Genomic DNA, 21,461 nt, shown 5'->3' with positions numbered 1-21,461 from the left:
CTGATTAACCGAGTAATATATCTTGCAACTGCTGATAGTTGTCAGCGGTTGCAATCGGGGTTAATTCGTTTAATTGCGCAGCGTTGTGCACGCCCATGGTTACCCCTATTCTATCCACACCTGCGGCTTTTGCCATTGCCATATCTATTTGGGTGTCGCCTATCATTAGCGCTTCATCAACACTTATCCCTAGCTCTTCAAGCAATTGATAAAGCATATCGGGAGCAGGCTTTGATTTAGCGTCGTCGCTGGTACGCGTAGCACTAAAAAAGTGACGCAGTTGGCTTTTATCCAGTAAACGTTCCAGTCCTACTCGGCTTTTACCTGTGGCAACTGCCAATATTACGCCTTGGCTTTTTAACGCAGTAAGTACCTGTGCAACGTGATCAAACACCGGTGTTGGGGTGGTATCAAGTGCATATTGCTGTTTATACCCTGCAATAAGCGCTTCGTGATGTTCACTGTGATCAGGAAACAAAGTTGCGATTGCGTTTTCAAGCGATAAACCAATAATATTTTTACTGGCGGTATCGCTTGGCGGCTCAATATTAAGTGATTGGGCACTTTTGCGAATGCAATTAACGATTTTGCTAATTGAATCCATAATGGTGCCGTCCCAATCAAAAATTACTAGCTTATATTTTTTAATCGGCGTTAAATTCACGCTTTTGCTGCTCTAAGTTTAACTAAACAGCTTGATAGTGCTTTATCAAGCGGTGCTTCTACTCGCATGGTGGTTTCGTTTTTTGGATGGTAGAAGCTTAAATCATGGGCGTGTAAAAATAAGCGGTTTAAACCACGTTTACGCATTGACTCGTCAAACCCTTGGTCGCCGTATTTGTCATCACAGGCAATGGCATGGCCTTGGCACTGAGTGTGCACACGAATTTGGTGAGTACGACCGGTTACAGGGGATGCTTGTACTAATGAACAATCGTTAAAACGCTCAAGCACTTTAAAACGGGTATGCGACGGTTTACCTTCCGTGTTATCAACACGTACTACGCGCTCACCCGATTTAAGGGTATTTTTACGCAAACCTTCCGTTACATTTTTCGTTTTCGAGTCCCATTGGCCTTCTACCAATGCCCAGTAATTTTTTTCCATGGTTTTTTCGCGTAATTGCTCATGCAAAGCGGTCAGCACTGAGCGACGCTTAGCAATAAGTAAACAACCTGAAGTATCGCGGTCTAACCGATGCACAAGCTCAAGGCTGCGCTCTTCTGGGCGTAAAACACGTAATGCTTCAATAAGCCCGTAGCTTAAGCCACTACCGCCATGCACCGCCATGCCTGAGGGCTTATTAATAACAATCAGGTATTTATCTTCAAATAATATATCGTCTTCGAGACGTGTTACTTTATCGAGTTTTGACGGTACAAACTCTTCACGCTCTGACACTCTAATTGGCGGTATACGAATAACGTCGTCTAGCTGCAATTTATAAACAGGCTTAATGCGTTTTTTATTTACACGCACCTCACCTTTACGAAGAATTTTGTAAACTGCGCTTTTAGGCACCCCTTTTAAATGGGTAATAAGAAAGTTATCAATACGCTGACCTAAGTGGTCTTCGTTGATAGTGACAAAAGTTACTTGTAAGCCGGTTTTTTCTGACATTGCCTAATCACTGATTTAAGTAAAATAATTTAGTTGCTAACACGGTTATAATAGTGGGATAATCAGCAGCGCAAATATTTAGTATTTGCAAATAACAACGGTGCTTTTTAACACAATAAAACATTCGTGATGCACATTCTGGGTAACCGATCATACAGATCCGAGTTAAGTTTTCCAAAGCTTTTATACATACCCAGTTAACACGTGCGCACAACTAACGGCAATGCGCGTAATATATTGCTGGTTAAGTTTGAACATGAATTGATTTTTAACGTGATAGTAAAAGCAATGAACAGATAATTTGTCTGATAGTGACGGCGTAAAAACACGCCGTTCAGAATTCGCTCAAATATTGTAGTAGTACCGTACAGCAGCTTATTTAGAACTAAAAAAATCTAATAAATAAGCGTTCATTAATATCGGTAGCGATTTTTGCTCATAAAATAGATAACGGTAGTTTTAAAATCGAAACTATGGTTTGAACCTAAAGAGCCCTACGCACCTAATATGAATGCATTTAACAAGATTGATATGACAGGCCAACTTCTGGATAAAATGTGCATTGAGCTAAATAGCCGACACATTTGAATCCTTTTAGAATTTAATAGTGTGATAACACCCTATTGTTTGCCGGCATTTAAAATACTGCGTACCAAAATACAGAGCCGTTCCGTTAAAGACCCAGTCGTGAGGCTGCACATTCTAAAAATAGGAACACCTGAACAGGCGAGAAAAACATCGTCATGTCAGCGACATAAACTAGTAGAGTAACATTATGAAACGTATGCTAATCAATGCAACGCAGCAAGAAGAAATGCGCGTAGCACTGGTTGACGGCCAGCGCCTATATGATTTAGACATAGAAAGCCCAGGTCACGAACAGAAAAAAGCCAATATTTATAAAGGCAAAATCACACGCATTGAACCATCTTTAGAAGCAGCATTTGTTGACTACGGTGCTGATCGTCATGGTTTCCTTCCATTAAAAGAAATTGCTCGTACTTACTTCCCACAAGGTTACACCTTCCATGGCCGTCCGAATATTCGCGACGTGATCAAAGAAGGTCAAGAAGTAATAGTACAAGTTGATAAAGAAGAGCGCGGCCAAAAAGGTGCAGCATTAACTACTTTTATCAGCGTTGCTGGCAGCTACTTAGTGCTTATGCCAAACAACCCTCGCGCTGGCGGTATTTCTCGCCGAATCGAAGGTGATGAGCGTACTGAACTTAAAGAGTCGCTAAGCCGTTTAGAACTACCTAAAGGTATGGGCTTAATTGTACGTACTGCGGGTGTTGGTAAATCGTTTGAAGAACTAAATTACGATTTAAAAGCATTATTAGTCCACTGGGAAGCCATTCAACAAGCGGCAGACAGTGCTAAAGCGCCATTCTTAATTCACCAAGAAAGTAACGTTATTTTCCGCGCTATTCGCGATTATTTACGTCGTGACATTGGTGAAATTTTAATTGATAAGCCACGTGTTTTTGAAGAAGCTAAAGCGCACATAGAGCGTTTTCGTCCTGACTTTATGAGCCGCGTTAAGCTTTATCAAGGTGACACACCATTATTTACGCATTACCAAATTGAAAGCCAAATTGAGTCTGCGTTCCAACGTGAAGTGCGTTTACCATCAGGCGGTTCAATTGTTATTGACCCTACTGAAGCACTTACATCTATCGATATCAACTCGTCTAAAGCAACAAAAGGCGGTGATATTGAAGAAACAGCACTTAACACCAACCTAGAAGCAGCGGATGAAATTGCACGTCAACTTCGTTTACGTGACTTAGGTGGTTTAATTGTTATCGACTTTATTGATATGACGCCTCCACGTCATCAACGTGAAGTAGAAAACCGTTTAAAAGATGCTGCTCGCCCAGATCGTGCCCGTGTACAAATTGGCAAAATTTCGCGCTTTGGTTTACTTGAAATGTCGCGTCAGCGCTTACGCCCTTCACTAGGTGAAGCAAGCCAAGGTGTTTGTCCACGTTGTAGTGGTCAAGGTACTATTCGTTCAAACGAGTCAATTGCACTATCAATTTTACGCTTGATTGAAGAAGAAGCAATTAAAGACAACACTGCACAAGTAAACGCACAAGTGCCTGTTGCCGTTGCCGCTTATTTATTAAATGAGCAACGTCGTAGCGTTCACCGCATTGAAAAGCATCACAAATGTGACGTAGTGATTATTCCTAATCAACACATGGAAACACCACACTACGAAGTAATGCGCTTACGTAAAGATGAAACGCTTGAAACTGTAAGCTACGAGCAAGTTGTTGCGCCTGAGCCTGAAGCATTTGAAATGTCTAAATCGCCAGCAGCACCTGTACGTGAAGAGCCGAAGCTTAAAGGTGTCGTTATGCCTTCTAGCCCTGCTCCACAAGCAGCAGCAAAAGCTGCGCCAGTAGTAGAAGCAAAAGCTGAAATTGGCCTATTTACTGCACTTGGCAAATGGATTAAGTCGTTATTTGCAAGTGAAAATGAGCAAACAACACAAGAGTCTTCTGAAAAGAAATCTCAAGAGCGTACCAATAACAACCGTGGCAATGATAATCGTCGTCGTAACAACCAACGTCGTCGCAATAATAACCCACGTAATAAACCACGCAACGAACGTAATACAGAGTCTGAAACTAAAAATGAGTCAGCACCTGCAGGTGATACGCAAGAAAAGAATGAAAACCGCAATAAGCGCCGTCGTAATTCAAATACGCGTAAACGTCCTGAGCATAAAACAGAAGATAAAACGCAAGTAAAAGCAGAGGCAACTCAAAAAGCGGATACTGCGCCTAAATCTGATAAGAATGCTGAGCCAAAAGAGCAAAAGCCTAAGGTACGTCGTCAACGTCGTAATTTACGTAAAAAAGTTCGCGTACAAGACGAAAGTGCTGAGCAAGTTCAAACAACAGAACAACCTGTTGATCAACCTGTGGTTAAAGAAGAAAAGCCACAAGTGAAAGAGCAAGCACCTGTTGTTGAAAAGCAAACGCCTGTATCAGATGAAAAAGCACCTACACCTGCTAAAGAACAAGCAGAAGCTGTTGTTGATTCAAATGATAACGCAGTAACACAAGACGAAGAACAAGAGCAAACACGCACTCGTTCGCGTCGTTCACCACGTCATCTTCGTGCATCAGGTCAGCGTCGTCGTCGCCCTGAAGGTGAAAACGCTCAAGAAAAGTCTTCTGATGAAGCGCCTGCGTTTGTACCCGTTGCTGATCAAGCTGCAGCTGAATATGAAGCAGAGCTAAAAGCAAAAGCACATAAAACAGCTGTTGATGCCTCTGATGCAGTTGAGCAAAACATTGTTGAAGAAGAATTAGCGAAAACTGAAGAGCCAGTAAAAGCTGAAGAACCAGTAAAAGCTGAAGAACCAGTGAAAGCTGAAGAACCAGTGCAAACTGAAGAGCCAGTTAAAACTGAAGAACCAGTGAAAGCTGAAGAGCCAGTGCAAACTGAAGAGCCAGTGCAAACTGAAGAACCAGTAAAAGCTGAGGAGCCAGTGAAAGCTGAAGAACCAGTTAAAACTGAAGAACCAGTGAAAGCTGAAGAGCCAGTTAAAACTGAAGAACCAGTTAAAGCTGAAGAGCCAGTTAAAACTGAAGAAGTTGCTGTTGAAGCTGAAACCGCACCGGTTAGTGCTACTGAAACACCTGTAGAAGCTAAAGAAGCGCCTGTAGTTGAAAGTCAGCCTGAGACAGTGTCGCAAGCGAGCTCAGCTAATGTAAACGCTAAAACAGTGATTACAGCAGGACATGCAAGTGCGCCAATGGCACAGCCAACACCTGTAGCTGATAGCGAAATCAAGCATACATCAGTTGCAATGGCACATGACAAACGTGAGTTAATCCCTGACAGTGGCCTTCGCCCTGGCTCGGTAAAACCTGCTGGTCGTGCAAGCTCAGCAATGACTAAAACACTTAATGCTGAATAAGCACTAAGTTTAGCTCAAAGCTAAAAAACCGCGTTAATTGATTTTAACGCGGTTTTTTATTGCCTGGTATTTATGTAACTGGCAAACGGGGTCGACGAGCTGCGGGGATCGGGCTTCGAGCCTAATACCGAACCCCGTAGCTCGAAACCTGTCGTGAGCATGCTCTAAGTTTACAGCTATTCCTGACACCTAAAACATGCGCGAGGTAAACTCCCGCCTACGGATAAGGTTTACATTGAGGTTCATTGTAGGCGGGGCTTTATGTTGCGCAAAGAAATTATGCACAAAGAGGGCTAAGAGACGCTGTGCTTTTAGAGGGTAAAATTACAATCGAAAGTTAACTGGCTATGGGGTTAGGGTTACGGGCTTGAATCCCGAAACCCGTAGCCCGCTGTGAGTTTAATCCTGCTCTTGCTCCATAAAGCGCTGTAACTGATCTTTTAGGTTTGGTGGTATGCCTTTTATGACCAGTGTATCTGTTGCTTCGTTGTATGTTACACGTTCACCTAAATGTTTGCGCTCAAAGCTAATACTCACACCGCCACCTAAGCCTGAAAACTTAACCATACTTGTTACTGTTTTCTTATCGACTGGAAATGACTCTTCTAGGTCATAGCTTTGCTCTTTACAAAAGCTCTCAAACGGGTTGTCGTCGCCTTTGGTCAGCGTTGCTGAAAGCTCACTTACATTGGCTTCTTCGCCAGTAGTGACACAGTCGTTACAATAATCAAATACTTGCTTACGTAAATCGTCTTTTTCAGACTTATCAAATTCTTGCTCTGATAAGTAGTCTTCTACCGCGCTTAACATTACTTGGCTTTGTTGCTTAGGATCAATGCCCTCTTCACAACCTAAGAAATCTAAAAAGAAGTCAGCCACTTTTCGCCCTGCACGACCTTTAATAAACGAAATATAACGATTGTCGTCTGCTTGGGTATCCCATGCTGTTAAATCGATGCGAGCAGCCAATTGCATACGCGAAATATCTAAATGGCGCGATGCGGCTAAATCAAGCTCTGAAGTCATGGAGTAGTGCTCTTTAATGTTGATCATGGCAATCAACATATAATCAGTAGCCACGTACTGATAATGACAAAATACTAAGTAGCCAGTTTCATTAAAGGCGTATTTATCTAACTCTTCTTTTAATACCGTTGATGCCTGCTCGGTCATATGCCAAAAGCCAAGCTCATTATTACGATAGCTTTGCATAGTAGAGGCAACAATACTGTTTTTTTCACCACTAAAAGCACAAAAACCTTTGCCCGGCTTGCCGTTGTAGGCGTGGTGTAATTGCTCAATGAATACAGCAACTTTGTCGTTGATCATCATTTCGTCGTTGCGAAGGTGAATTTGGGTGTCGTCATCTTTTTTGTCTACATAGTGCACGACTAATTTTTTAACATCTATTGCCATCTTTGTTTTTCACGCCTCTGGTGTTAAAATACGGGAATATAACTATTTTTATTGAACCAACTGATGCCAATCTTATCAAAATACTCTAATGAAGAAGTAGAACAAATCGTCGATCAGCTTATTGATGTTTTATCAAAACACAATGCGCCGGTTGATTTAAGTCTTATGTGTTTAGGAAATTCTATCACGCATATCTTAAAAGAGCATGTACCAACAGGGAAAAGACAAGCTGTTACTGAGAACTTTGCAAAAGCACTCGCTCAGTCGGTTAAATAAACTCTATGAATTTATCGCAGCATAACCAGTTTTCATCGAAAGCAAGTCAATTATTAAGTTGGGGCCATTGGTTTACATTTGCCAATATTGGTTTGGCGCTTTTAATTAGCTTAAGCTATTTATTTGCCGACTCGCCACCCACCACTTTTATAGGTATCGCTTATATGGTGGTTACGTGGCTAAGCCACACCAGCTTTATTGCCTTTTTAGCGTTTGTGCTGACGGTCTTTCCTTTAAGTTTAGTGTTCCCCTATCCGCAGCATATTCGCGGCATGGCGGCAGTTATAGCAACAATAGGTGCTTCAATACTGACTTTAGACGCTTATGTGTATTTTAACTTAGGCTATCACTTAAATGCCTCAGCACTGCCAGAAATTATTTCGTTATTGTGGCACCGCTTAACAAATTCACCGGCGCTCACTACCTTGCTAGCAGGAAGTATTGTATTACTTATTTTAGGCTTTCAGCTTACAGTTAGTAACTTTACCTGGCACCATCTAGCACGCTTAAAGCAATTTAAATTTGCGCGTTATGCCGGTTCTTTTTTAGTGATTTGTTTTGCATTAAGCCACAGTATTCATATTTGGGCTGATGCAAATTTAAAGTTTGATATCACCAAGCAAGACAACGTACTGCCACTTTCGTACCCTACTACAGCCAAAAGTTTACTCGCTAAAAACGACTTATTGGATGTTGAAAGCTACGAACAAGCACATAATGTTAAAATTAATAACCAAGGTATTAATTACCAAGTACCTACCCCATTAGCAAAATGTGAAGATCACAATGCGGCTAAAGTTGATATTTTAGTTTTTGATAATGACGAGCAGTTAACAAAATTTGTTGCTAGCAAAAAAGGCATTTATAAAAACCAACAATTTTTACAACCCACCGATCAGAGCGACATGCTATTTGGTTTGGTGTATGGCCTGCCTGCATTTTATAAAACCGACATTATTGAGCAACAAACCTTACCCGTTTGGCAAAGCCAACGTCGAAGTGTAAAAGTATTTGGTATTGATGAGCTGAGCTTTATTAACGAGCAAGCACATAAAGACAGTGCAATCAGGGTGATTAAAGCGACTGAAAATGCAACGGTTCGTGATGATGCTACTGAGTTTTTTGCATTTAGTGTGTCTCAAAACAGCAATGAAATAGTGACCACGTCAACGCTATATAGCTCAGATAAGTTTATTTCTAAAGTGAATGGCTTAATTCAGCCTAGTGATATTATTGCTACTAGCCTTGGCCAATACTTAAACTGTAATGCGCTTGCTAAGCAAACTATGCTAGGCGAAAACTTATACAGCAAAAGCAATAATATTGGCGTTAATTACTCACAAGGTGTCGTAATTGCTTATAAAAAAGATAGAATTACGCTGATTGATCGTGATGGAAACTTTAGAAACATTTCCGCGGCTGAAGGGTTTTCTATTGAGCAAGGACTTGATATTCCGTTTTTAGTACACAGTATTAAAAAGCTTAAAACGTTTTCTCAATAGCACCTCATAATATGAGCGAGCCATTAAAACTGACTCGCTTGGTTTCTGTTATTGCTCCTTTGCACTTGCTATCCCCCTCAGCTAAGTTATAGTTTTTAGGATTAAAACATTTTAACTCGATCAGAATGCGCAAAGGATAATCATTATGTTCAACGTTATTAATCTGATCATTACTGCCTGCCTTTTATGCTTTAGCTCTCTTGCACTAGCCCAAACTACCTATTACAAATGCGTAACCCCAAAAGGAACTACCTTTTCACAATTGCCCTGTAGTAACAATGCAACCATGCATAAAATAACTGCCACGGAGCCAAAACAAACAGGTGAAGAAATAAACTACACTAAGCAGTTAAACGAGCTTGAGCGCGACACCATAATTACTAACTTAGAGGCGGAGCTGCGCAGTAACCAGCATAAACTCGCTATACTTTCACGAGAAAAAGACAGAGCTGATTTTAAACAACAACAACGCTTGAATCATATATTAAGTGCCGATGATAAAAAACGAATTAGAAAAGATATTAAAAAAACGCAAAAAAGTTTAGATAAGCAATATAAAAAAGATAAAAAATTAATTGAAAAACGAATTAAGAAATTACAAAAAAAGATTGATGCCTACCAAACAGACTCCAACTAACTTAAATAAATATCATCTTAATTTGCTTGGTTTTAAACATAAAATAACATACCCTTAACAACTATAGAGTACAAACTCTAATGCGTGTTTAGTGGTGCAATTTCCTTTGACCCGCTTTTACAAATTAAATGGTATCCACCGGCACTTTACTAAACACCCAAAGGCGTCAATTAAGGAGTACTGATGCAACCACGCCAAATTGCTGAGTTAATATTAACCGGATTTAAAAAACATTACCTGCTGTTTCAAAGAACAACAGCAAAAGCGCCTCATGCGTTTGCTAAAAGAGATTGGCAAGCAATTAATGATATTAGCCGCCTACGTATTAGTTATTACGATGATCGGGTTAACGAAACCACAAAAACCTTACGTGAACGCCAACAAACAGACCAGCTAAACGAAAGTTTATGGCTTGAAGTAAAGAAAATTTACCAGCATTTTTTATGTTTTCACCCGCAGGCTGAGCTTGCCGAAACATTTTATAACTCTGTATTTTGCCGCTTGTACCACCGCCGCTATTTTCATAACGACTTTATTTTTGTTGAAGCGACACTCAAAGATGCGCCCTCAGTGCCAGTAGAGGCTGAATATAGAAGTTACTTCCCCGTCGTGGATGGTTTAAAACCAACAATTAAACGTATTATTAACCACTTTGATTTTAAAGCCGATTTTGTCAACCTTGAGCGTGATATTCGTTTATTAGTAAAAGCGTTTTATAAGCAAGCTCCCGATACTCACCACCAGCATTGGCAAATGCGTTTTGATATATTACACACGCCGTTTTACCGCAATAAAGCCGCATATATTGTAGGGCGTGTCGTATCGCAAAGCGGCGTTCAACCTTTTATCATTGCGGTACTTCACCACGAAGATAAGGGGTTATATCTTGATGCCCTACTGACTAAGTCATCGCAAATGCGGGTTATTTTTGGCTTTGCACGAGCTTACTTTATGGTAGAAACTCACGCCCCCTCAGCGTTAGTGCGGTTTTTAAACCAACTCATGCCGAATAAAACCTTAGCCGAGCTTTACAACGCCATTGGTTTTCATAAACAAGGGAAAACTGAGTTTTACCGTGAGTTTTTGAATCATTTAACTCATTCTAATGACCAATTTACCATTGCACCTGGCACACCCGGCATGGTGATGATGGTATTTACCCTCCCCTCGTTTGGTTATGTATTTAAAGTTATTAAAGATAAATTTGGCGAAAGTAAACCATTTGGTCGTGATACGGTATTAAAACGCTATCAACTGGTTAAAAGCCACGACCGTGTAGGGCGAATGGCCGACACCATAGAGTATTCAAACGTCGTATTTCCTTTAGCGCGTTTTGATAGTAACTTGTTAGCGCAGTTGCATAAAACCATTGGATCATCAATGGTCATTGAAGGTGACTGGTTAATAATAAAACATTTATATATTGAAAGACGGATGACACCGCTGAATCTGTTTTTAGAAAATGCAGATGAAAAAAGTGCCGCCGATGCTATTGAAGAGTACGGCCAGGCGCTTAAAGAAATGATTGCCGTGAATATTTTTCCCGGCGATATGCTGTTAAAAAACTTTGGTGTAAGTAAGCACAAACGGATTATTTTTTACGATTACGACGAAGTGCAATATTTAACAGACATGAACTTTAGAGCGCTACCTAAAGCAAAAAGTTATGACGATTATTTAATGGATGAACAAAGTTACTCGGTTGCTCCCCAAGATGTATTTCCAGAGCAGCTATGTACCTTTGTTATGCCCAATCCAACATATAAACAATTTTTAACTAGCACGCACCCTGAATTACTTGATGTGAACTTTTGGAAACAAGCACAACAAAATATAAAAAATGGAAAGGTGAGTCACATTTATCCCTATCCTACAGCACAGCGTTTTATCCATTATTGGTAAACGTTAAGGACACACAATGAATATAAGTAAAATAGATTTAAATTTACTGGTTTACCTCGATACATTACTGCGTGAATGTAATGTTACTCGTGCTGCAAACCAGCTTAGTATTACTCAACCGGCAATGAGTAACGGACTTAAACGCCTACGTAACCTTTTTAACGATCCTATTTTAGTGCGCACCAGTGATGGTATGGTACCGACTGAGCGTGCTATTGAGTTACAGCCTGTGATTCGTGGAATTTTGATGACCCTTGAAGAAACGCTGGCACCTAACCGTGAGTTTGAGGCTAAACAAAGCAAGCGAGTGTTTAGGATCATGGCCAGTGATTACGCGGCCAGTACCATGGCACCGCGTTTATTAGGGAAACTACACGAAGAAGCGCCCGACACCACCTTAGATATTTTAACGCCTAGTGATGTTACCTTTCACGATGTTGAAAACGGTAAAGTTGATATGGCGATTAACCGCTTTGAAAATTTACCACAATCGTTTCACCATAAACGTATTTGGAAAGACAGCTTTTGTTGTTTAGTAAAATCAGATAACCCCATTATTGAAAACTTTAGCCTAGACAGCTATTTAAAAGCTCGCCATATTTGGGTAAGTAAAACAGGCTTTGGTGTTGGTGTGGGGATGGACCCTAAAGATGTGCAAAAGCTGGGCTGGGTTGATGAAGCACTGGCGCATTTTGGTAAACACCGAAATATTGCCACCTTTACTCGTAACTACCATGTAGCTGTTCACTTAGCCAAAGAGAAAAATTTAGTTGCGACTTTGCCCTCAAAAGCAGCCAATATTTATTTAGACGATCCTGGGCTTAAAATACTTGAGCCCCCTTTCCTATCCCACCATTTGAACTTGATATGATATGGAGCCCTTTATTACACAGAGATGCTAGTCATATTTGGTTACGCCAAAAAGTAGCTGAAGTAGCGGATGAGCTAAAATAACCTTCTTACATACCTTTATGTAAAATTTGCTTGCTAACGCTTAGTTAGCAGGCCTACCAAACTATTAAAAAATTAAAAACCATAAAATACAAAAGCTTAAAAAATAAAACCTACTTGGAATAGCGCTTGCTTAGTAATGACTGTATTTTAAATTAACAGAGGTCATTATTATGAGCACCCATCAAGGACAAGAAATAAATCATATTACCGACATTATCCAAGTAATGAATAGCGGCATCGACTTTTACCAAACAGCACAAGATAAAGTACAAGACCCCGCAATAGGTGCCCTATTTCAACGTATGATTGACGCTCGTAAAGTCAGTGTGGAGAGTTTACAACCTTACGCAATTAATCAACAAGGTGAGCGTGAAAATGGTTCATCGTTTGTTGTAGAAGCGCGCCGAGCATTTACTACTTTGATTAGTAAATTTACTAACGATAACGATCAAACCTACGTTAAAGAGCTTGAAGAAGTAGAAGATAAAACCTTAGAAGAAATTAAAGTAGCGTTGAAAAAACCTCAGTCCCATGATTGTGAAGCAGCGTTATCAAAGGTATTACTTACTATGCAGAGCTGCCATGCTGAAATGAGTAAAATGCAAAAACATTAAGTTTAATACAAAGAATAACCGCCCAGCCTTAGTGCTGGGCTTTTTGTTACCTTAAAAAAACTCCCCCCTGTCAAAAAAATTAGTTTCGTCACATGTTTGTAAAAATTCATCACTATTATTAGTTAAAACATCTGGTCTAGACCAAAATAAACTTAAGGTAAAACTAATGATGAAACGACATGCAATAGCCACTGCTATATTACTGTGTACTAGCCCGTTATTTATTGCCCAAGATGCCGTGGCCGGTAACGCTACATTTTTAGGCACTGTAGAAGATAGTAAATCACTGCTCTCTGGCGCATTAATCACAGTAGTTGGTACTGGTAAAAGTACCGTAACAAACTATCAGGGACAATTTGAGTTACCGCAGTTAAATCCTGGTAAACACCAACTCAAAGTGACTTATTTAGGCTATCAGCCTTATTTTGTTGATATTACTGTTGATGAAGGCGAAATAAAAAAGCTAAAACCAATCACTCTTTTTGCTGCAAATAATAATAACGCCATTGAAGAAATAATTGCTGTCGGCCAAATTCAGCGCGGTGAAATGGCGGCAGCCAATAACCAAAAAAATGCCAAAAGTATTAAAAATGTTATTTCTGCTGACGGTATTGGAAAACTACCTGATAGAAATGCAGCTGAAGCTGTACAGCGTATACCTGGAGTATCGATTGAACGTGACCAAGGTGAAGGTCGTTTTGTTGCTGTGCGCGGTCTACCGGCACAGTGGAGCTCTGCGAGTATCAACGGCGATCGTTTACCAACGGCAGAAGAAGAAACCACCAGTCGAGCAACAGCTTTTGACTTTTTTCCTAGTGAATTAATTGAATTTGTCGAAGTGTCTAAAGCGCTAACCCCTGACCTTGAAGGTGACGCCATTGGTGGTAATGTTAATTTTATCACTAAAAAAGCGCCCGATGACTTTGTGTTTAATACTAATTTTGCAATTGGTCAAAATGAGCTTGCCGATGGCACTAATTATTCAGCAAACTTACTTTACGGCGACCGCTTACTAGACGACAAGTTAGGTTTTTTGATCAATGCGACTGCGTGGCAACGCGACTGGGCCACTGATAACTATGAGCCGCGCCGTGGCAATGATGGTTTAGGCATTTATCGCTTAGAGTTACGAGATTATATCGGCACGCGCGAAACTTATGGGCTTAATGGTTCCGTTGAGTATCAACTTGAACAAGGCACAATTAGCGCCACAGCCATGTATGGGACTTTAATTGATGACGAAACACATTATAAGCACCGTATGCGCTTTGATAAGAATCGCGCTGAAGTACAACATATCCGCAATGAATTAATTACCGAAATGACTGGGCTTGAGCTGGAGGCTGAGCATTATTTTGGTTATGACAAAACCCTGAGTTGGAAGTTATCAAGTTACGAAAATGAATTTCGTTATGGCAATACCCCAAATGGCGGAGACAACAGTTATTTTGTCGTCAGATTTGACCAAAAACAGGTTGGCTTTCAAGGACTAGAAGATAGGGGCACAGGCAAAAATTACGCTTATAATACGATTGATGGTGGCAACGATCCATGGAATGCAATCAGTAACCATTTACCTAGTGATTTTTCGTTCGATCCTGCTAATACTAATCTTTCATGGGTAGAGTTATATAAAATATTCGTTAATGAAAAAGATAAAATTGTCGCGAGTGCCGATTTCGAATGGCAAGTCGATGCAAACTTAACTGTAAAAATAGGTGCCAAATACCGTGATAAAGAACGTGTCGCGCGCTTTAGCGATGAATTTTACGCGTGGGATGAAGCAAACTATGGCGCTGCGCCAAGCTTAAGTGACTTTACTTTGGCAGATCAGCCAGGCCGCAATGATTTTTTAAATGAATTAGCTATTGATTACCAACAGCAATTTTCGCAAGTTGTTGATACCGGCGATCTAGCGCAGTTTTGGAATACCAATAAAGAAAAATTTGTACTTGATAAAAGTGAATCTGCCTTAATTGAAAATGGCGGTGCGTTAGGACGTAACTTTGATGTTAACGAACAGCATACCTCACTATATGGTATGGCAACCTATACAATTAATAACGACTGGGAAATACTAGGTGGTTTGCGTCTAACTCAAACCGATACTGAAGTGAATGGTTATACATACCTGGCTGATGAAGATAGAGTTACACCAAGTCATGCTAAAAATGATTACATATCGGTGTTACCTGCATTACATGTTACTTATCACAGCGGCGAGCAAACCAATTACCGCTTAGCATTAACCCGCTCGTTCTCACGTCCTGACTTTGGCTCTTTAACACCAGGCGCAACCTACTTAGAAGCTGATAACGAACTTATTACCGGTAACCCCGAACTCGAGCCCACCTACTCAAATAATGTTGATTTGATGGTTGAGCATTTCTTTGAACGTGTTGGTTTAGTCTCTGCAGGCCTGTTTTACAAGGACATTAGCGACCCAATTTTTCAAAGTAGCTCAATTGGTCAGTTTAATGATAACAGTGGTGTAAATATTGTACGCCCAGAAAATGGCGACAGCGCATGGCTTGCAGGTATTGAGATGGCCTTTAATCGCGATTTGGGCTTCATCAATCCGACCCTAGATAGCTTTGGAGTAATGGTGAATGCGACCTTTATGGACTCACAAATGAATATTCCAGATCGTGGCGATAAAGTAGCGATTCCACGTCAAGCCGATAACCTCTATAACTTTACCTTATATTACGATGACAGCTTCTTTGCCGCGCGGGTTGCCCTAAATTATAAAGGCGAGTACATCGAAGAGCATGGCAGTGATCGGCAATCGGATAGCTATTATGGCGAAAATGTTAGCGTTGATTTTACTACGTCATACCAGCTTAACGAAAATGCATTAGTTTATCTTGAATTAAATAACTTAACCAACGAACCGCTTAAATACTATTTGGGGGATGAAAATCGCCCGTTGCAAGTTGAGTATTATGGTGTTCGCGGCATGGTCGGTATTAATTATCAATTTTAATCTATTGTATTACGCGGGGCGAAAGCCTCGCGAAGGATAACCCTATGTTTACGCAACCAAAGTGGCTACATCGTGCACACGGTGTTGGGTTTGTTCTATTTGCAGCAAGCGCTGCATTTATGACTTACTTTTGTATGTATGCATTTCGTAAACCCTTTACAGCTAACAGCTATACAGAGTTTGACGATCCAAGTTGGCAAATTAGCTTTAAAATAGCACTCATTCTGGCACAAGTATTTGGCTACTTATGCGCCAAATTTATTGGTGTTAAGGTCATTGCAGAAATGCGGCACCAACAACGGGGTCTTGCCATCATTGGCATGATTACAGCAGCTGAATTATCGCTAATTTTATTTGCCGTTACCCCTGTTGGAGTCAACGTAGTATGGCTATTTTTTAATGGTTTATCGTTGGGAATGATTTGGGGTATTGTATTTAGTTTCTTAGAAGGCAGACGAACTTCTGAGATACTCGGTGCCATTCTCAGTGTCACCTTTATCTTAGCGTCAGGTTTAGTGCGCAGTGTCGGTAAATGGCTGATAGACAATCTCAATATTCCGGAGCTGTGGATGCCTGCCGCAACCGGAGCGTTATTTTTACCCTTGTTGTTACTTAGTGTTAAGTGTTTAACCTTGTTACCCAATCCAACACCAGAGGATCAGCAGGCGCGTCAACAACGCTTACCTATGAATAGTAGAGCCCGTTGGCAGTTTTTCAAACAATACTGGTTTGGTATTAGCTGTTTAATTCTGAGTTTCTTATTATTTACTGGCTTTCGTGACTTTCGCGATAACTTTGCCGCAGAAATTTGGCAAGCACTGGGATATGGCCAAGAGCCAGCTATATTCGCCTATGCAGGTATACGTATGGCATTCATAGTCTTGATTGCACTTGGTGCAATGGTGTTAGTAAAAAATAATAAAACCGCTTTTTATGTAAACCACGGATTCATTTTGTTTGGTGCCTGCTTGTTCGTAGGCAGTACTGTTGCGTTTGAAAGCCAATTACTAAACGCTAAGGCATGGATGGTGCTGCTTGGAGCTGGCCTTTATATTAGTTACATCCCTTACAATTGCTTCTTATTTGACCGTATGATTTCTGCTGTTGGCTCAACCGCCAATGCCGGGTTTTTAATTTACTTAGCAGACTCTGCTGGCTATTTGGGCTCGGTGAGTATCTTACTCTATCGCACCTTTGTGATGCCTGAGATTAGTTGGCTTAACTTTTTTATAAACGCCTGTTACTGGGTCGGCTGTATCGCTGCATTCTTGGTGTTGTGCTCACTAAGCTACTTTGTAATGCGCTTATCCCCTTTCAAACAAGTTCGCAGGTTACACCCTGTATCTACACCTACATATATAAGAGAAGAAATATGAAACATTTAGAAGCACTCATTTTAGACTGGGCCGGCACAGTTGTAGACCATGGCTCTGTAGCGCCAACCACTATTTTTGTGGAGGCATTTAAAGCCGCGTTTGATTTTGATATTACGCTGGCGCAAGCGCGTATTCCGATGGGCATGGGAAAATGGGACCATATTGCAACCCTAGGTAAATTACCGGAAATTGAATCTCGTTGGCAGGCACAATTTGGCTGCTCAATGACTAATGAGCAAATAGATCATATTTACAATACCTTTATGCCATTACAAAAAGCTAAAGTCGCAGATCGTGCTATGCCTATTGCTGGCGTATTACCCGTAATAGCGCGTTTAAAAGAGCAAGGTATTAAAATTGGCAGCTGTTCAGGCTATCCTCGCCAAGTGATGGACGTGCTTGAAGTGGCAGCCGCTGAATATGGTTACAAACCCGATCATAGCGTTGGTAGTGATGAACTAACGGCTGGCTCTCGCCCAGGGCCATGGATGGCGCTTGAAAACGTGAATGCATTAGGCATTAAAGGTGTTGCTAACTGTGTAAAAGTTGACGATTCAGCACCTGGCATCGCTGAAGGGTTAAATGCAGGAATGTGGACTGTTGGTGTTGCCCTAAGTGGTAATGCAGTTGGTTTAACCGAACAAGAATGGGCAGCGTGCTCAAACGATGAACAAGCCGTTTTAACCCATCAAGCATACCAGCATTTATATCAAGCAGGCGCTCATTTCGTGATTGACTCTTTAGCTGATATCGAACCTGTTTTAATGCAAATTGAAGCGAGACTCGCTCGAGGAGAGCGTCCTTAATGAATTATCAACCTTTTTGGTTTGATAACGCCATAAAAGAGGAGGATGCCGATAGATTTCCTCCTCAACTTCCTGAAAATCATCACACCGATATTTGTATTATCGGTGGGGGGTTTACAGGACTTTGGACCGCCATTCAAATCAAGCAACAGCAGCCTCAAAAAAAGTGACTATTATTGAACAAGGGTTGTGTGGTCAGGGCGCATCGGGCCGTAATGGCGGTGCGATGTTAACATGGTCGACTAAATTACCCAGTCTGATTAAATTAGTAGGATTAGAAAACGCCCTTTTTTTAGTACAACAATCTGAGCAAACCGTCCATGATATTAAGCGTTTTACGCTAACTTATTCTATTGATTGTGATTGTCGAATTGATGGATGCTTTTATACAGCCTCCAACACGAGTCAAATTGGGCGATTAAGTAACGCGCTTGATTATTTAGATAAATTTAAAGTTAATTCGTGGCATTCTTGTGACACTCAACAATTACAACAAACCGGTTCAAAGCAAAACCTCACTGCTCATTTTTCTGCCCATGGTGGCAGTGTACAACCAGCGAAGCTTGTCAGAGGATTAAAGCGAGTCGCGCAACAGCTTGGAGTGACAATAATAGAGCAATGTGAATATATGCAACACTTTGGCGATCAACAAATAACCGTACATACAAATCAGGGGAACCTATTATCCAATACAGTTATTTTTGCAGTTAATGCGTGGCTACCTAGTTTGCATAAAGTATTTTCTCGCTCTGTTGTATTAGTTTCTAGTGATATGGTCATCACTAAGCCAATCCCAGAAGTTTTAGAGCAACTAAATTTAAATCACGGCAGTGCTATTATTGACTCTCGTCTGTTTGTTAATTACTACCGGACCACCAGTGACGGGCGGTTAATGTTAGGTAAAGGAGGAAACTTTTTTAGTTATTGTAATAAGGTACATCCAAAGTTTGATTTGCCGAGCAGCTATCATGATATTTTAAAATCATCGCTCAATTATTTCTTTGAAAGGCATCACTTACCCATAGAACGAACGTGGACGGGCGCTTCCGATCGCAGTGTTTCCGGCTTTCCGTTCTTTGGTCAGCTTAACAATCAAAAAAATGTATTTTACGCAGGTGGCTACTCTGGCAATGGCATTGTACAATCTTATTTGGGTGCAAAAATTCTCTGTGCAATGGTACTCAATAATGATCCTAAGTGGCAAAACTGTGGCTTAGTTAATCAATCACTAAATCAGTTTCCTATTGAACCTATCCGAACAGCAGGTGCATATTTAGTACGTAATGCAATAAGACGTAAAGAGGCCGCAGAAGATAGTAATGCAGCGGTTCGCAGTATTGATAATTTTTTGGCTAAATTAAGTGGCAATGCTGCTAAAGTCGATTCATAAACTAGCTGAATATAATGCTCACCATAAACAATATAAGTCACATTATACTCAGCTAAGCTATTATATTTTTAGGATAAATAATCAAACGATGCTTTTATATCAAGAGATCCGTAATTATATTCATGCACTACTAAAAACCGACGCGATTGCAGCGGGTCATAAGTTGCCTTCAGAGCGAGAATTACAACAAAAGTTTAGTTCTACCCGAATTACTGTACGCGAAGCACTTCTGAGGTTGGAAGCTGAAGGCCTAATATTCAGTCAAAAACGTAAAGGATGGTTTGTCACCCCAAAAAGATTAAAGTGGCACCCTGCTACTAAAGTCAATTTTTATGAACTGGCAAAACAACAAGGATTTGTTGCACAAACGATACTCGTGAGTGTGCAGCAGCAGGCAAAGCATGAAATTTGCCAAGCGTTAGATGCCCAAACGCTTTATCATCTTCAACGTATACGAAGTCTAGATAATCGCGCCGTAATGTTTGAGCATATTTATTGTGATGCTAAACGCTTTGCTGATTTTCACTTACACCCCTTAGATACCTCTATCACCGATATTATGGCAAAACAGTACGCAACGAATATCGTTAAAGAGCAAAGCATAATAAATGTCACGGTATTACCTGATGAAGTGAGTCATCTACTTGAAAAAAATAGCGGTACACCCTGCTTACACGTTATTAGAAAGCGATTTGATGAGCATGGTTTGTTAGTTGATTATAACATTGAGTACTGGTTGCATAATGCCATTGAAATGGTGGTTGATGGCCAATAAAAAAGCGGTGTTTAACGAAAATTAAGCACCGCTTGCACGGGTGAAAATTAGCTTTAAGCTTTCCAATATTGGTTTTTTGCCACAGCATCAAGCAAACGCTGTATATCGGCCTCATCTACTTCACCAATATTACCTATGCGAAAGCAATCGGCGTTAGAAACTTTACCAGGGTAAATAACAAAACCTTCTTGCTTTAACGCACTATAAAAAGATTTAAAATCATAATGCTCTTCGCTAGGCGATAAGAATGAGGTAATGATGGGGGAATGGACTTCCTCATTCAGTAAAGGTACAAACCCTAACGCTTTCATACCGGCTACCAAGGTCTTTTGGTTTTGCGAGTAACGCTTAAAGCGCTCTGCTATTCCTCCTTCCTCATCTAACTCTTGCAGGGCTTGATAAAATGCACGCACAACATGAGTTGGCGAGGTAAAACGCCATTTACCATGGTGTTGCTCCATACATAACCATTGCTGATATAAATCCAATGACAAGGAGCGTGCAATGCCTTCACTTTGCTCAATAATACTCTGCTTACACACCACAAAGCCAAAGCCAGGGACACCTTGAATGCATTTATTTGCAGAGCTGATCATTACATCTATATGCCACTGTGCAAGGTCGAACTCAATACCGCCAAAACTGCTCATAGCATCAACAATAAATACCTTTTGATACTGTTTAGCTAGTGAGCCAACCTCTTCAATAGGATTGAGTATACCTGTGGTCGTTTCACAATGGACCATTGCAATGTGAGTAATACCTGAATTATTTTTTAAAACAGTATCAATCTCATCAAGGTTTGGCAGTGCCGTTTCTGTATAATTTAAAACATGACAGTCAATTGCTAAATAGTCGGCAATTTCAGCAATACGCTTCCCGTATGCCCCATTATTGATAACAAGTAACTTACCCGTTTTTGGAATAAGACTGCCAAGCGCTGACTCTACACTGGCAGTGCCACTGCCTTGCATTAATACACTAGTATAATTAGGTTGTGATGTCGCAAGCGATACTAATTTATTGCGTATTGTTTGCACTATGTCGCGATTATAATCATCATCCCAAGTACACCAGTCTTTAAGCATCGCCTGCTTAACAGTATTAGAGGTCGTTAATGGGCCGGGCGTTAGTAGCAAATAATTGTTCATAATTTATTTCACTCAATCTGGTCTAGTCCAGTTATTATTAAAGATTTCATAAATTAAAAACAGTGAAGTTTTTATGACACTATAAACACTGTAACCATAAAAACGATAAAAGGGCCTTA

General features: G+C 40.6%; 16 protein-coding genes and 1 pseudogene. 13 read left to right on the top strand and 4 right to left on the bottom strand.

Annotated elements, in window-relative coordinates:
* Positions 1-4 precede the first annotated feature (4 nt).
* Positions 5-664, bottom strand: a complete 660-nt coding sequence (locus tag AB8618_RS05885; RefSeq protein ID WP_418157341.1) for an HAD-IA family hydrolase — start codon at positions 662-664, stop codon at positions 5-7.
* Positions 661-1,620, bottom strand: a complete 960-nt coding sequence (gene rluC, locus AB8618_RS05880) for a 23S rRNA pseudouridine(955/2504/2580) synthase RluC (RefSeq protein WP_010389627.1) — start codon at positions 1,618-1,620, stop codon at positions 661-663. The genes AB8618_RS05885 and rluC overlap by 4 nt, the downstream gene beginning before the upstream one ends.
* A gap of 775 nt (positions 1,621-2,395) precedes the next feature.
* Here rluC and rne point away from each other — a divergent pair.
* Positions 2,396-5,557 carry a ribonuclease E gene (rne, locus tag AB8618_RS05875; protein WP_413401727.1) on the top strand — a complete coding sequence of 1,054 codons (3,162 nt, stop codon included), beginning with the start codon at positions 2,396-2,398 and terminating at the stop codon, positions 5,555-5,557.
* A 399-nt stretch (positions 5,558-5,956) separates the two neighbouring features.
* On the opposite strand, the gene yejK is transcribed toward rne, so the two are convergent.
* Complete coding sequence (gene yejK / locus AB8618_RS05870; protein WP_109874826.1) at positions 5,957-6,973, bottom strand: nucleoid-associated protein YejK; 1,017 nt, start codon at positions 6,971-6,973, stop codon at positions 5,957-5,959.
* Between the two features lie 63 nt (positions 6,974-7,036).
* On the opposite strand from yejK, the gene AB8618_RS05865 reads away from it, so the two are divergent.
* From AB8618_RS05865 to AB8618_RS05810, 12 genes and pseudogenes are all read left to right on the top strand, one after another.
* Positions 7,037-7,249, top strand: a complete 213-nt coding sequence (locus AB8618_RS05865; RefSeq protein WP_008109847.1) for a DUF1414 domain-containing protein — start codon at positions 7,037-7,039, stop codon at positions 7,247-7,249.
* 5 nt (positions 7,250-7,254) lie between these two features.
* Positions 7,255-8,751 carry a DUF3413 domain-containing protein gene (locus tag AB8618_RS05860; protein ID WP_413401724.1) on the top strand — a complete coding sequence of 499 codons (1,497 nt, stop codon included), beginning with the start codon at positions 7,255-7,257 and terminating at the stop codon, positions 8,749-8,751.
* 145 nt (positions 8,752-8,896) lie between these two features.
* Positions 8,897-9,388 (top strand): DUF4124 domain-containing protein, encoded by a 492-nt coding sequence (locus AB8618_RS05855; protein WP_138607000.1) that lies wholly within the window; start codon positions 8,897-8,899, stop codon positions 9,386-9,388.
* Positions 9,389-9,571: 183 nt separating this feature from the next.
* Positions 9,572-11,290: a bifunctional isocitrate dehydrogenase kinase/phosphatase gene (aceK, locus tag AB8618_RS05850; protein WP_413401722.1), complete on the top strand. Its 1,719-nt coding sequence runs from the start codon at positions 9,572-9,574 to the stop codon at positions 11,288-11,290.
* Between the two features lie 16 nt (positions 11,291-11,306).
* Positions 11,307-12,244: pseudogene (locus AB8618_RS05845) on the top strand (LysR family transcriptional regulator).
* 170 nt (positions 12,245-12,414) lie between these two features.
* A complete protein-coding gene (locus tag AB8618_RS05840; protein ID WP_413401720.1) occupies positions 12,415-12,858 on the top strand; it encodes a ferritin-like domain-containing protein in 444 nt (147 codons plus the stop codon).
* A 166-nt stretch (positions 12,859-13,024) separates the two neighbouring features.
* Complete coding sequence (locus AB8618_RS05835) at positions 13,025-15,844, top strand: TonB-dependent receptor (protein ID WP_409425182.1); 2,820 nt, start codon at positions 13,025-13,027, stop codon at positions 15,842-15,844.
* A gap of 44 nt (positions 15,845-15,888) precedes the next feature.
* Positions 15,889-17,220, top strand: coding sequence for a DUF5690 family protein (locus AB8618_RS05830; protein ID WP_409425181.1), 1,332 nt, complete (start codon positions 15,889-15,891; stop codon positions 17,218-17,220).
* Positions 17,217-18,026 carry a phosphonoacetaldehyde hydrolase gene (gene phnX / locus AB8618_RS05825; RefSeq protein WP_409425180.1) on the top strand — a complete coding sequence of 270 codons (810 nt, stop codon included), beginning with the start codon at positions 17,217-17,219 and terminating at the stop codon, positions 18,024-18,026. Before AB8618_RS05830 ends, phnX begins: the two co-directional genes overlap by 4 nt.
* Entirely contained in the window at positions 18,026-18,196 is a 171-nt protein-coding gene (locus tag AB8618_RS05820; protein ID WP_409425179.1) for a hypothetical protein, read from the top strand. Before phnX ends, AB8618_RS05820 begins: the two co-directional genes overlap by 1 nt.
* Positions 18,151-19,416 (top strand): NAD(P)/FAD-dependent oxidoreductase, encoded by a 1,266-nt coding sequence (locus AB8618_RS05815; protein ID WP_418157340.1) that lies wholly within the window; start codon positions 18,151-18,153, stop codon positions 19,414-19,416. The genes AB8618_RS05820 and AB8618_RS05815 overlap by 46 nt, the downstream gene beginning before the upstream one ends.
* A gap of 88 nt (positions 19,417-19,504) precedes the next feature.
* Positions 19,505-20,191 (top strand): GntR family transcriptional regulator, encoded by a 687-nt coding sequence (locus tag AB8618_RS05810; protein ID WP_409425177.1) that lies wholly within the window; start codon positions 19,505-19,507, stop codon positions 20,189-20,191.
* Between the two features lie 53 nt (positions 20,192-20,244).
* Here the strand turns inward: AB8618_RS05810 and phnW are convergent, their stop codons facing one another.
* Positions 20,245-21,342 carry a 2-aminoethylphosphonate--pyruvate transaminase gene (gene phnW / locus AB8618_RS05805; protein ID WP_409425176.1) on the bottom strand — a complete coding sequence of 366 codons (1,098 nt, stop codon included), beginning with the start codon at positions 21,340-21,342 and terminating at the stop codon, positions 20,245-20,247.
* Between the last annotated feature and the right edge of the window lie 119 nt (positions 21,343-21,461).

The sequence above is a fragment of the Pseudoalteromonas sp. RW-H-Ap-1 genome, assembly GCF_048318575.1.
In the GTDB taxonomy this organism is placed as follows: Bacteria; Pseudomonadota; Gammaproteobacteria; order Enterobacterales; family Alteromonadaceae; genus Pseudoalteromonas.
The sequence above is the reverse complement of the archived record's forward strand: the minus strand, read 5'-3'. Positions and strand labels throughout refer to the sequence as shown.